Source organism: Pseudomonas gingeri (assembly GCF_013385635.1).
Lineage (GTDB): Bacteria > Pseudomonadota > Gammaproteobacteria > Pseudomonadales > Pseudomonadaceae > Aquipseudomonas > Aquipseudomonas gingeri_A.
Genome location: NZ_JACAPR010000011.1, coordinates 67261 through 79832 on the forward strand (window position 1 = coordinate 67261; position 12572 = coordinate 79832).

Sequence of the window (12572 nt, forward strand, 5' to 3'; positions counted from 1 at the left end):
GTCCGAGGGGCTGGCGGCATGAATAGAACCCTCAACGTTCAGCCTGGACCAGGGCGGTGCGCATAAAGTCGCGGTCCTTGAGCACAATACAGCTGATTGCGTTTGGCGGCTTCGCGGTGATCAGATGCGGATGAAATAATCATGTCAGTCATTCCTCGTGATTCAAGTGGACTCGGCGACCGCGTTATGTCGCTGAGGCAGGTTCACAACAGGGAAAACTCTGGCATGATAAAAACAACTTTTACGCCTTCAATTAAGTTGTAAATGGAATACATATGAACCTGAGAACGTTGCGAGCCTTTGTCGAAGTTGTGCGTCAAGGAGGGTTCTCTCAGGCGGCGGAAGTGGTGTCCTTGACTCAGTCAACTGTCAGTAAAGCGGTGAAAACGCTTGAGGATGAATTGGGCACTCCGCTGTTTAACCGCATCGGCCACAAGAGTGAATTGACGGCGGCCGGAGAGATTGCCTATCGCCGCGCCCTGGTGCTGCTGGCCGAGCGCAGAGACTTGATTGCCGAGATCAACGATTTGCGCGGCTTGAAGCGTGGGATGTTGCGCCTGGGTTTGCCGCCGGTGGGTTGCGGTGTGTTGTTTGCGGAAATGTTTGCCACCTATCGCAGCCGCTATCCGGATATCGACATCGAACTGGTCGAGCACGGCAGTAAAAAACTGCGCGAGTGCCTGGAGGCGGGAGAGGTGGACCTTGCCGCCCTGTTGATACCGGTGGACGAGGCGTTCGACTATCAGGAAGTACGTAGCGAACCGCTGGTGGTGGTGTTGCCCGTCGACCATCCGCTCGCACGATGCCAACATGTCGACTTCTCCGCACTGGCAGACTCACCGTTTATCTTGTTCGAGGCGGGATTTGCGTTGAACGCATTGATCATGGCTGCTTGTGAACGCAAGGGGGTGGTGCCGCGTGTTACAGCGCGTAGTGGGCAAATCGACTTTATCGTCGATCTGGTAGCGGCAGGCTTGGGTGTCGCGTTTTTACCGCGCATGCTTGCACACAAACATGAGCATGCAGGTATTGCCCTGGTCCCCCTGGATGAGCCGCAGACCGATTGGCATATTGCCTTGGCCTGGCGTGCCAGTGCGCATTTGCCACCGGCGGCCAGGGCTTGGCTGGACTTGGCGAAAGAGATGAATAGAGCGGTGCACCCTGGGTAAAGACTTATCCTGGGTGCAAGGTGCGGGCCTTAGTGAGTGCGCATGCCCGCAGCGTACATCAACAGATGCAACCCGGTGGCGATCGCCCCAGGACCAGCACGCTGCCGCCCCATGGCACTCAGATTTATATGCTCGATAAAACGACTTTTATAACTTCTTGCAAGTCATGATTGGAATGCTGCGGAAGGCTGAAGCAGCGCAACACCGTGGGTGAGTGTTTTTTTTCGGCTTGTGAAGCGTGAGCGGACCCAGTGAAGACGGTGTGAGGAGCCCGGAGAGGCGGCCGTTCTCGAAACGTGTAGCTAGCGTCTCGCATCGGCCTGATCTGTTCCGCCTGACGGGTCAAATTCGGTCACCAGGTATTCAATCACCTTGCTCACTCGCGCGGTGTGGCGCAGGTCTTTGTGGGTTACCAACCAGACATCGTAGGTATGTGATCGGGTTCGCTCCGGCCAGACCTGAAGCAGTCCGGCGCGCTCGCCCATATACAAGGGGATCTCCCCCAACCCAAGCCCTGCCGACAGTGCCGTACGCACCAGCAAACTGCTATTGGCGCTGGCAACCATGCGCGCACCTGGAACTGCTTCCTGCGCCAAGTTGTAGCGCTCACCAGTGTCCACATGGGCCTGAAACGCAACGATATCATGGCCGGCGAATCCGGTACCCGCTTTCGGCGTGCCGTTACGCTCCAGATATTGGCGTGAGGCGAATAGTCCGATCGGCCAACTGGCCAGACGACGTACCAGAAGATCGGGATTGTCAGGCTTGATTGTACGGATGGCGATGTCCGCTTCACGTTTGGCCAGATTAAGTGCCTCGACCCCGGATTTGATCTCCACCCGAACATCCGGGTATGCAGCATGGAGTCGGGCAATGGCAGGGATCACGAAGTCCACGGCAAGGGAGTCTGTTGAAGCAATACGCACCAGGCCCGTGGCGCGCTCGTCCAGCCCTTCGATACGGCGCTGTAGTTCGTTGCCAGCCTGCTCCATTTTCTCTGCGGCATCCAATGCGGCTTCCCCGGCGGGGGTCAGCGTGTACCCGTCTGAAGCTCGCAAAAACAGGGTGGCCTTCAACGCACGTTCCAGTGCAACGATTCGTCTTCCTACTGTCGCCTGATCGACATTCAATACGCGCGCGGCGCCTCGCAGTGTCGATACGCGTGCCAGCGTGAGGAAAAACCGTGCGTCATCCCAATTCATAGGGTTCTCCAGGTGCTGCATTTATGCATCGTTGGTGTGCTTAATGGCTGCATTATTTCACGTGTGAAAGACCGTATGCTGAATGCCTTCAACGGGTCGATGTCACAGCCTGTACATACTTTCTCAATGAGGTGTATCCATGAATTTGCCCAGTCGCATGAACTACGTCGAGATTACCCAACCCGGTGGGCCGCAAGTGCTGAAGTTGGCGCAGGCCGCCGTTCCAGAGCCCGCTGGGCATGAGTTGCTGATCAAGGTTCATGCCGCTGGCATCAACCGTCCCGATGTCATCCAGCGCGCTGGCAAGTACCCGATGAAACCAGGGATGAGTCCGGTGCCCGGGCTGGAAGTGGCAGGAGAGGTCGTTGGGGTCGGTTCCGCTGTTTCAGGCTTCAAGCTGGGCGACAAGGTATGTGCGTTGACCAACGGTGGCGGATACGCCGAGTATTGCATCGTATCTGCAACTCAGGCACTGCCGATTCCCGACGGTGTGGATATGATCCATGCGGCTGCTATCCCGGAAACATTCTTCACCGTGTGGGTCAATCTGTTCGAACTGGGCCAGGCTCGTGAAGGCGCAACCGTGCTGATCCACGGCGGGACCAGTGGCATCGGTACCACTGCGCTGATGTTGTGCAAGGCGCTGGGTATCAAGGCTTTTGCAACAGCGGGCAGTGAGGAAAAATGCGAGCAGATCCGTGCTCTGGGAGGGGAGGCGATCAACTATCGTGAGGCCGATTTTTCACAGGTCATCGCCAGGCAAACTGACGGCAGGGGCGTAGACGTCATTCTCGACATCATGGGCGGTAGTTATTTCGATGGCAATGTGGCGTCTCTCGCCCGCCGTGGGCGCCTGGTAATCATCGGCTTTATGGGGGGGAGTTCTGTGAAGGACTTCAGTCTGCCGGCGTTGATAGATAAGCAGGCCTCGGTGACGGGCTCGATGATGCGTTCACGCACTACCGAGGAAAAAGCCGAGATTGCCCGGGCGGTGAAAACCCATATCTGGCCGTTGCTCATTCAGGGACGGTGCCTGCCCATCATTGATCGCACTTTTTCGCTCAGTGAGGCCGCCCTCGCTCACCAACGAATGGAGGAGGGTGAGCACATTGGTAAGATTGTGCTGAAGGTGGTTTGAAGGTGGAACATGGTGTTGGCCGTTTCTACGCCGACGCTAGCTTGTTTCAAAGCGCCCGCGCAAGACGTGAATATGCTGCGCCAGATGATCCATGAACGCTTTTATCCGGCCTGAGCCTCGCAGATGCGGATGCGTCAGCAGCCACAGGCCGGGTGAGAGTGCCCGGGGCGGAAACTCGAGCAATTCCAGTTCCGTGCCGTGCGCCATGAAGCAGGGCAGTACGGTGGCTCCGGTTCCGATTTCGGCAAGCCGGCGCAGTGCCAAAAATGAATCGGCAGTGGCGGCAATGGTTGCGCCGCCGATGCGTTCGCGCAGCCATGGATTGATCGGTCCTTCCGCGAGTTGGCCGTCGGGCAGCAGCCAGGTTTGTACGGCAGGTCCATGACGGCCTGCTTTCAGGCAAGAAGGTCCGGCGTACACTCCCCAGTCCATTCGCGCCAAGGATTTGCCGACCCAGGCGGGGGGCGGTTCGTGCGTGGGGCGTAAGGCTACATCCGCCTCGCGCCGATCCAGGTCCAGCCGGGCATTTGTGATGCGCATTTCCACGGTGATTGCCGGGAACCGTTCGTGAAAGGTATGCAGGATGTTCGGCAGGATGCAGTCGGCAAGCGAATCCGTCGTGGTGAAACGTACCGGGCCTGCGAGGCCCTTGGCCTGACCTTCCATTTCGCGCCGGGCTCCAGTCAGGGCGCGTTCGAGTGCCTCGCCGATTTCAATAAGGCGCTGTCCCGCATCGGTGGGGATATAGCCGGTTTGCAGGCGGTCGAAGAGCGCCGTACCGACCTCTTGTTCGAGCGCTTGCAAGCGCCTCAGCACGGTGGCGTGCGAAACCCCCAGCGCGCGCGCGGCGCCCGCTGCCGATCCGCCACGCGCCATTGCTAGCAGGTAGCGCAAATCATTCCAATCGAGGTCTTTCATGGGAGAACCGTCGTGCCCGGTAGGATTTACCAAGTATCTGTTTATTTTTGCAGGGTTGATGTCTGTTTATAGCTATTTTCGAACAGGTGGGGCGCAGTTCATCATCAGGCACCAACTTTATCAAGGTGCTATCCATCATGTTCGACAACAAAACGGCCCCGTATGGGGTGTTATTGCTGCGTGCGCTGCTCGGCTTTTCTTTTCTGGCCCATGTCAGCGTGAAGCTGTTTGTCTATACGGTACCGGGGTTCGTTAGCTATTTTGGTTCATTGGGACTGCCGCCCGTCCTGGCCTATCTGACCATCATGCTTGAGTTGCTGGGCAGCCTGGCGTTGATCCTCGGCATCTACGCGCGCTGGGTGGCTGTGCCATTGGTTTTCGAACTGCTGGGTACGATTGCTGTGGTGCATAGCAAGCTTGGGTGGGAGTTCAACAACAGCGGGGGCGGTTGGGAATATCCTGCTTTCTGGGCGATTGCCCTGGTCGTGTTCATCTTGCTGGGCGATGGTCCCTACGCCCTGCTTCCGTCACGCCGGGTAGAGTGAACGCAAGGTACACCTGGCCCGCGTCGACCTGGGAGATTTCAATGGGGCGGACGCCAGATGTGAGTCTCGTTCTCTGCTCTCAATACACAAAAACGCCACTCTATTTGGGTGGCGTTTTTGTTGGTGTGTGTTCATGTCGCAACTATCGTACCTGCCGATCACAGGGCTCAGGGACGCGAAGGCACGTCTGACCTGTCAAGCAAGGCGTCTAGCACCGCTCGGACAGAATCGTGGAGTCAATCAGATCCGTCAGAAAACCCGCTTGTGCTCAAGCAGCCGGGCGTACCTTGCAGGCTGATAATGATGTCTATGTGCTATCATTTTCACGCCAATGAAGGCATGTCCACATTATCGTCGGTGTCAGCCTTTTCTTTCGATGTGGCGACCGTTGCCGAGTCAGGTCTGATGACCGGCTCAAGTCGCCTGCTTCGTTCATTGAGAAGAGCTAAAGGCTGCCCCTTAGTCAACAGTCAGGTTTGTGCATGATAAAAATATTCAAGTTTTCACTGATCGTTTCATGCGTAGTTATTTCGGCTTGCTCAGGGGTTCCCTATGCACCCAAAGGCTCGACAATGTACAAAGGTGGTTATAACGAAGTAAAAACAGGTGCCAATACCTACACGGTTACTTTTGAAGGCAATGCTTACAATAAAGAAGATCAAGTTGTAGGGTTTGTCAAAAGAAGGGCGGATGAACTATGTCACCCATTGAAGGCACAAGCAGAGGTTCGCCCTTTTCTTAAAGGGGCAACCAGTTATGCTGCCTTCAATGGACAGCTCTATGTATCAGAGCATAAATTCCCTAGTGCAGAAGCATCTGTTGTTTGTGTCGAGTAAGACATAAAAATGCTCGAAATCATTCGCTGAGCTACCTGGGGCGGGCAGGGCCCTGCTCCCTTATCAGGATTGCATGAGCGAAGCACTGGATTCTGACTGAGCGTTGCCAGACATCGGCCGCCTTGGCTCAATCCATCACGGTTAACGTGGAGCATGAGCCTACACACACACGGTTCCACGCCGTGCAACAGAGGCTCATATCAGATGAAACGGGTGCTTATGTTACTGGCCTGTCCCGTCCTGAGTAAGGTCAAGGTTCCCGCCGCGCTGGTGCACGCAGCGTTCATGGCCGGGCTGCAATTTGGTTACGCGAAAGTGGTGAGCACGGATGAGTATCTGGCATGACGATGAATTCAATCACCCCTACGCTTTGTGCAACGAAATGGAACCGGGAGCCGCTTCAGCCTGCTGCAAATGCGGCGGCGCCAACCGCAAGGTATTGCGGCCTGAACCCTTGGCCTCGTAAAGCGCCGCATCGGCCCTGGCGAGCAGGCTGGCGGTAGTATCGCCTTCATCAGGCACCACGCAGCAAACACCAATACTGATGCGCAGTGGGATGGTTGACTCACCATAGTGCGCCGGCGACTCGGCCAACGAGGCTCGCAGTTCATCAAGCACGGCCACGGCACCTTCGGGACCGGTGCTTGGCAGCAACAGCAGAAACTCTTCGCCACCATAACGACCAATACTGTCGGAATGACGGATTCGCTGGGTGATATGGTTGACGCAGTGACAAATCACTTCATCCCCCGCCAGGTGGCCATGCTTGTCATTGATCTGTTTGAAGTGATCGATATCGACCATGGCCACTGCCAGATAGGAGCCGTCCCGGCGCGAGCGCTCCAGCTCTATGGAAAACTGCTCAAGGATCGCTCGACGGTTGAGAATGCCGGTCAGCACATCACGCAGGGCCAGGTGTTGCAGCAAGGTCTCGCTGCGTTCTTTGGACAACAGCACCAGGCCCAGGGAAATCATCATCGCGGTGAACGTGCCAATGCTGACCGAGATGGTTTGCTTGAGGTTGCTGACGTCGTAACGCATTTCGGCAGCACTTCCGCCCAGCACGGCCACCACCCGCATCCCCAGCCCGATCAGGCTGATACTGGAACCGATGATCAACAGCATGCGCGCGCGACCCTGGGCGGGGATGTGGCGGCGAGTCCAGTAGATGATCAGTGCACACTGCACCATCAATACGAGCGTGGCGGCGAGCATCCTGGGTTCCAGGGTGTCGATCAGGCTGACCATCAATACCAGCATCAATGCCGCTGGTGCGAACACTCGCCACCAACTGACGGGTAGCTGAACGATCCGAAACACGCTGGCCCCATAAAAGGCCAGGGCCACCGCCAGCAATGTATTGGCGGCGCCGTAGGTCAACCACAACGGCGCATGGCCGTAAAAGGTGTAGCCAATGTAGGCCAAGGCGTGCGCCAACAGGCCAAAGCCTGTCGTGAGCAGTCCGTCACGCTGGTTGAACTGACCGACCAGGATCAGGCAGAACGCCATGATCGTCGCGACCAGAGCGACACAGGCGAAAAGCGTAGGAGTGTGAGCAATCATGACGTTTCATCTGGCGCTGGCAGTCGCAGCTCTGGGCGTCAGTCTAGTTGATATCAAAGGCTGGGATCACAAGGGGACTTACAACTATTAACGTCTTGAGCGGGACATTCGATATAGGCTTTGCGCTGCGAGGACTGGATCACCCGACCTCAAGTCTCCGATGAGCCCTCCACATGAACCGACACGCTATCGCCGCCACGTTTCTTGCGTTCATGACGCCGCTGCCATCCCTGGCGCAGGCCGGTACGCCGGTCACGCACGTGGCGATCTACCGTGGTCCGGCGGGTTGCGATGACTGTTCGGAAAGCGTGAAACAAGCCCTGCAACGTCTCGCCCCCGGTTACCAGATCGACTTTGTCGGCGCCGACGAACCGATCGACATCACGGCACAGACCCTTGCCCGCTACGACCTGTACGCTGATACGCAGTTTTGAAGAATAGGCCAGGGTCTTCCACCAGACTTCGAGCCAACGACATGAGAGTCTGTCACCGATGCCTTCTTTCGGTGATGGCTGGACGAGCCTTTTCATCGAATATTTCTTGAATAGGGATAGGGGGTATACCTATCATGGGGCTCATATAGGCAGGGGGGGTATCCCATGGGTCATGTCGCAGCCAACAAAGATAATCTTCTCAAGCGCGTCAAACGCATCGCCGGACAAATCCAGGCTGTTGAACGAGCGCTGGAATCAGATCTCGACTGCGCCAAAACACTGCACCTTGTCGCCGCTACCCGTGGAGCCATCAACGGCTTGATGGAGGAGATCATTGAGGACCACGCCCGGGAGCACGTTGCAAACCCGGCACTCAGCGAAGAAGAGCGCAACAAGGGCGTCGAAGAGCTGCTTGAAGCCATTCGCCGTTATTCCAGGTAAAGCGCGCAGGTACGGACTCATGAGCAACACTTCTCTCAACATCAACCACGTACACGACCACATGTTCCTGGGCTCCGCGCACGATGAAAATGCCAGGCGCACGCTTTGGGTCGTGGCGCTGACGTTAGTGATGATGGTTGGCGAGATCGCCGCCGGCTATATCACCGGCTCGATGGCGTTGCTTGCCGATGGCTTTCACATGGCGACCCATGCCGGGGCATTGGGCATCGCGGCGGCGGCTTACGGGTACGCAAAGCGCCACGCCTCCAGCCGGCGCTACAGCTTCGGTACCGGAAAGGTTGGAGACTTGGGCGGGTTCGCCTCGGCGCTGATTCTCGGCATGGTTTCCCTGGCGATTGGCGTTGAATCCGTCATGCGCCTCTTGCAGCCAACGGACGTCCAGTTCGGCACCGCGACGCTCATCGCGATTGCCGGTTTGATCGTCAATATCATCAGTGCCTTGCTGCTGGGCCACGGGCACAGTCATGATCATGCCCATGACGGGAACGACAACAACCTGAAATCGGCCTATGTCCATGTCATTGCCGACGCGCTGACTTCGGTGCTGGCCATTGCAGCTCTGCTCGCCGGTCGGTACCTCGGCTGGGTGTGGCTGGACCCGGTCATGGGCATTGTCGGTGCCCTCGTTATCGCACGTTGGGCATGGACCTTGATGAAGGTCACCGCCGCTACCTTGCTGGATCAGACGGATACCCATGTCGCCGAGGAAATTCGTGAACGGGTGGAGAAACCGGGGGATGCTACCATCACGGACTTGCACGTCTGGCGGGTTGGGCCACAGGCTCACGCGGCCATTGTCAGCGTTCTTGGTGAGGTCACCGCGAACGCCGACAGCATTCGTGAACGTCTCAAGCCGGTTCACGAAATCAGCCATCTGACAGTCGAGTTCCGCCCGACCTGATTCAGCGCCTCTCGCCCAGTTCCGAAGATGTCCGCGTGCCGCTTGTCCTACGCCAGTCCACCTGCCACTTGTGGAGGCAGATGCCTTCTTTCGGTTGATATGGAATACCGGACCCACGCCGCGGGAGGGTATCAGGATGGGAGAGTCACACCCGCGCTCCGGATCAAATGGAGAAAAAAACGGCTCCATGCTATGACTTATTCGTAATTTGAGGGCTTCCAGATGACCAAAACAGCTACTGTCAGTGTTGCTAGTCAAGTTCGCAGCCTTGCTGAAACCTACAAAGTCAGTGCAGAACGTGATGGCATGAGCCGTTTGGCGGTGACCTTTACCCATTTGTCTGGCGATGCCGTCGAGTTGGATAATATCGAGCAGTTGCTCGTCAACCTCAAGAAGAAAGGTATTCTGAGCAAGTCTGAGACTTTGGCGTTTCAGGGGCGCTACCTTGAGGAAAAGAGGTCCTCGAAGACGACTCAAGAGGCATCTGGATAGCTATCTCAAACCGTTTGTGATCGGTATATCCAGTCGTGACCAGTGGCCGGAGATCATCGGTGGCATTAAGGGCCTGGATGGTCTGGACAAGGAAGATATCACCTACGAGAGCCTGGACAACCCGGAAGTCCAGCAGATCTACAAGGCGTACCAGGTACAATTGCTTCGCGCTCCGGTACCTCCTGAATCTGACTCCTGAACCCCGGTCTTTGAAACGACGTTTTTTACCCGCGGTGCTTGCCTGGATGGCACCCGGCTAGAGGTGCTCGGCACGAACTCGATACCTGATACACCGATCAAACTCGTCCTTTGTCCTCTGTCGGTGCTGTGGAAGATCATGCGTTATCATCGGCGCGACCTTCAACGGTCCCCATGATATGCGCCGGGATGTGCGAATCACTCATCGCCGATAGGCCGCCGCCGGATGGTCGGCACGAACCCTTGACTGGCCAGGCTCGTAGAGTCGCTCGCGCAAGGTGTCGGAGTCATCGTAGTCCAGCCAGTAGCGTCCACGGCATTGCAGCTCGGGCACCACCAGGTCGACAAACTCTTCAAAGGTGCCCGGGGTCACCGCATAGGCCAGGTTGAAACCATCGATATCGGCCTCGTCCATCCAGCGCTCAAGCTCATCGGCGACGGTACTGGGTGAACCGACGATAACCGGTCCCATGGCACCGATACCGACATACCTGACCACTTCGTCAGGCGTCCAGGTACGCTCGGGGTCAGCCTTGGAAAAGATCTCCAGGGCAAAGCGGGCCGAGTCGGTGTCGACGTACTTGAGCGGTTCGTGAGGATCAAGCTGCGAGAGATCGATGCCGGTGATCCCGGCGTAGAAGGCCAGCCCGCTTTCCAGGTCGATCCATTTCAACAACTCTTCATAACGCGCCTGGGCTTCGCTGTCGGTCGGTGCAACGATGGTCGTTATCTCGGTGAAAATCTTCACGCTGCCCGGATCACGTCCGTGCTCGCCGGCGACTTTACGGATGTCGTCCACATAACCGCGCAAGGTCTTCGCGGTGGGGGCAACCGTGAACACGGCTTCGGCATGGCGGGCGGCAAATGCCCGGCCCTTGCCGGATGTGCCTGCCTGCCAGATAACCGGAGTCCGCTGGGGGGAGGGCTCGGACAGGTGCACGCCGGGTACGGAGAAAAAGCGGCCCTTGTGCGCAATGCCATGAACCTTGGCCGGGTCGGCGTAGACCTGGGTGGCCGTGTCGTTCAGCACCGCATCCGACTCCCAGGAGCCTTCCCAGAGCTTGTAGCAGACCTCCATGAACTCTTCTGCCCGGTCATAGCGCTCGTCGTGGGGCATCTGTTGCTCCAGGCCCAGGTTACGGGCGGCACCGTCCAGGTAGGAGGTCACGACATTCCAGGCGATCCGTCCCTTGGTGAAATGATCCAGGGTACTGAAACGGCGGGCCAGCGCGTAGGGTTGTTCGTAGGTAGAGGATACGGTGATCCCGAATCCCAGTTTGCTCGTCGCCGCGGCCATGGCCGAGACCTGCATCATCGGGTCGTGTACCGGAATCTGCATGGCTCGGCGGATCGAGGCGTCCGCCGACCCCTGGTAGGTGTCGTAGACCCCGAGTACGTCGGCGATGAACAGGCTGTCGAATTTTCCGCGCTCCAGCAGCTTTGCGAGCTCAACCCAGTAATCGAGTTCCTTGTAGCGTGTCGACTGATCCTCGGGATGCGCCCACAGTCCGGGGGACTGGTGGGTGATACACGACATATCGAAGGCGTTGATGCGAATACGTTTGCTCATGCTAATCCTGACTAGATCTAAGCGGGGAGTTCATGAGCACTAGGCAAACACCATGCCGGGGCGCCAGGGCAATGGCTACGCGGTTTTCAGCTCATCCCGCGGCCTGCTTCTGTCGATGGGAAAACACTCTGTTGATCCCCTGTCCGTGGAGTGACAGTTGCGCCCGGCAAGCCTGATGAAGCCGGTACCTCCCATCGAGGCGTTGTGACGGGCCAGGCACAGGATGCCCACCCGGTAGGGGCATCTCGTTGTCACGACGCATGGGGCACCCAGGAGGCTTGAGGCGGGAGGGGCAGCACCGCGGCGGTGTTTTTCCGGGGGCCCTGCACGGCTGTAATTCGGGCCACCTCAAGGCCGTAGCGAGTAATGATGACCTCCGAGCCGCAGATGACTTGCTCGAGGATGAACTCGAGGCTGGTCTGGGCGTCGGGCATGTCATATTTCACTGGGCACATGGCGTTTCCTCATGGGACGGCGGCCTTCTCGGCGGGGCTCTGGTGGATCGCACCGGCAGTCCCGCTGCGACCCGGTATAGTCGCGAAGGTATAGATAGATTCTGATCTGTTGATTGCGGAATGTGCTTCTGTAATTCCGGTACTTGGCGCTAGGATGAGAAAAATCCTTTCGCAGAACTGAGAAAATGCAGAAAAACAATCTTGATGATATGGATCGACGGATTCTCCGCGTGCTCAGCAAGGATGGCCGTGCGAGCTTGCAGGAGGTGGGAAAGCAGGTAGGGCTGTCGCCCAGTCCGTGCTGGCAGCGGATCAAGCGCATGGAGGAGTCGGGCGTCATCCAGGGCTACGAGGCCCGTATCGACCTCAATGAACTGGGCTACAACGACGGGCTGATCGTGATGCTCACCCTTGAGCACCATAGTGACGAAATCCTGGAGAAATTCGAGCAGGCCCTGGCCGGGATTCCCGAGGTGATCGAGGCGTACCTGGTGTCCGGCGAGTACGACTATTTCATCCGCATCGCCGTGAAGAACACGCGCGACTATGAGCGGCTACTGCGGGAAAAGCTCTACCATATCCCCGGATTGCGACACTCGGTCTCCAGCTTCGTCCTGCGCCAGCTCAAAGCGGCCAGTGTGCCGCTCTGAAAACTGTATATTGATTACCCGTTTCGCGGGCATGGCCCG

Annotated in this window: 13 protein-coding genes and 3 pseudogenes; 11 read left to right on the forward strand and 5 right to left on the reverse strand. The window is 57.6% G+C overall.

Features of this window, described 5'->3' with window-relative positions; genetic code table 11:
* Positions 1 to 275: 275 nt before the first annotated feature.
* Complete coding sequence (locus tag HX851_RS14270) at positions 276 to 1169, forward strand: LysR family transcriptional regulator (protein ID WP_177058000.1); 894 nt, start codon at positions 276 to 278, stop codon at positions 1167 to 1169.
* A gap of 302 nt (positions 1170 to 1471) precedes the next feature.
* Here the strand turns inward: HX851_RS14270 and HX851_RS14275 are convergent, their stop codons facing one another.
* Positions 1472 to 2371, reverse strand: a complete 900-nt coding sequence (locus HX851_RS14275; protein WP_177058001.1) for a LysR family transcriptional regulator — start codon at positions 2369 to 2371, stop codon at positions 1472 to 1474.
* A gap of 139 nt (positions 2372 to 2510) precedes the next feature.
* Here HX851_RS14275 and HX851_RS14280 point away from each other — a divergent pair, with 139 nt between their 5' ends.
* Positions 2511 to 3509: an NAD(P)H-quinone oxidoreductase gene (locus HX851_RS14280; RefSeq protein WP_177065836.1), complete on the forward strand. Its 999-nt coding sequence runs from the start codon at positions 2511 to 2513 to the stop codon at positions 3507 to 3509.
* Positions 3510 to 3545: 36 nt separating this feature from the next.
* On the opposite strand, the gene HX851_RS14285 is transcribed toward HX851_RS14280, so the two are convergent.
* Complete coding sequence (locus HX851_RS14285) at positions 3546 to 4427, reverse strand: LysR family transcriptional regulator (protein ID WP_177065838.1); 882 nt, start codon at positions 4425 to 4427, stop codon at positions 3546 to 3548.
* A gap of 137 nt (positions 4428 to 4564) precedes the next feature.
* On the opposite strand from HX851_RS14285, the gene HX851_RS14290 reads away from it, so the two are divergent.
* From HX851_RS14290 to HX851_RS45345, 3 genes and pseudogenes are all read left to right on the forward strand, one after another.
* Positions 4565 to 4972 (forward strand): DoxX family protein, encoded by a 408-nt coding sequence (locus tag HX851_RS14290; RefSeq protein ID WP_177058004.1) that lies wholly within the window; start codon positions 4565 to 4567, stop codon positions 4970 to 4972.
* Positions 4973 to 5454: 482 nt separating this feature from the next.
* Positions 5455 to 5808 carry a hypothetical protein gene (locus HX851_RS14295; RefSeq protein ID WP_177058005.1) on the forward strand — a complete coding sequence of 118 codons (354 nt, stop codon included), beginning with the start codon at positions 5455 to 5457 and terminating at the stop codon, positions 5806 to 5808.
* A gap of 249 nt (positions 5809 to 6057) precedes the next feature.
* Positions 6058 to 6153 (forward strand): annotated as a pseudogene (locus HX851_RS45345) (cysteine hydrolase); the annotation flags it as partial.
* A gap of 18 nt (positions 6154 to 6171) precedes the next feature.
* On the opposite strand, the gene HX851_RS14300 reads toward HX851_RS45345, so the two are convergent.
* Complete coding sequence (locus HX851_RS14300; protein WP_177058006.1) at positions 6172 to 7371, reverse strand: GGDEF domain-containing protein; 1200 nt, start codon at positions 7369 to 7371, stop codon at positions 6172 to 6174.
* A gap of 173 nt (positions 7372 to 7544) precedes the next feature.
* On the opposite strand from HX851_RS14300, the pseudogene HX851_RS14305 reads away from it, so the two are divergent.
* The 5 genes and pseudogenes from HX851_RS14305 to HX851_RS14325 form a co-directional block, all read left to right on the forward strand.
* Positions 7545 to 7787: pseudogene (locus HX851_RS14305) on the forward strand (BPL-N domain-containing protein); the annotation flags it as partial.
* A 183-nt stretch (positions 7788 to 7970) separates the two neighbouring features.
* A complete protein-coding gene (locus HX851_RS14310) occupies positions 7971 to 8246 on the forward strand; it encodes a metal/formaldehyde-sensitive transcriptional repressor (protein WP_177058007.1) in 276 nt (91 codons plus the stop codon).
* Between the two features lie 19 nt (positions 8247 to 8265).
* Positions 8266 to 9168, forward strand: coding sequence for a CDF family Co(II)/Ni(II) efflux transporter DmeF (gene dmeF, locus HX851_RS14315; RefSeq protein ID WP_177065840.1), 903 nt, complete (start codon positions 8266 to 8268; stop codon positions 9166 to 9168).
* 222 nt (positions 9169 to 9390) lie between these two features.
* Positions 9391 to 9660 carry a hypothetical protein gene (locus tag HX851_RS14320; RefSeq protein ID WP_177058009.1) on the forward strand — a complete coding sequence of 90 codons (270 nt, stop codon included), beginning with the start codon at positions 9391 to 9393 and terminating at the stop codon, positions 9658 to 9660.
* Positions 9647 to 9859, forward strand: a pseudogene (locus HX851_RS14325) (cell filamentation protein Fic); the annotation flags it as partial. The gene HX851_RS14320 and the pseudogene HX851_RS14325, both read left to right, overlap by 14 nt.
* A 201-nt stretch (positions 9860 to 10060) precedes the next feature.
* Here HX851_RS14325 and HX851_RS14330 read toward each other — a convergent pair.
* Positions 10061 to 11428: an LLM class flavin-dependent oxidoreductase gene (locus HX851_RS14330; protein ID WP_177058010.1), complete on the reverse strand. Its 1368-nt coding sequence runs from the start codon at positions 11426 to 11428 to the stop codon at positions 10061 to 10063.
* Between the two features lie 251 nt (positions 11429 to 11679).
* The gene (locus HX851_RS14335; protein WP_177058011.1) at positions 11680 to 11862 is read right to left on the reverse strand and encodes a type II toxin-antitoxin system Phd/YefM family antitoxin; all 183 of its coding nucleotides are present in this window, start codon (positions 11860 to 11862) and stop codon (positions 11680 to 11682) included.
* Positions 11863 to 12092: 230 nt separating this feature from the next.
* Here HX851_RS14335 and HX851_RS14340 point away from each other — a divergent pair, with 230 nt between their 5' ends.
* Complete coding sequence (locus HX851_RS14340; RefSeq protein WP_256262716.1) at positions 12093 to 12533, forward strand: Lrp/AsnC family transcriptional regulator; 441 nt, start codon at positions 12093 to 12095, stop codon at positions 12531 to 12533.
* Positions 12534 to 12572 lie beyond the last annotated feature (39 nt).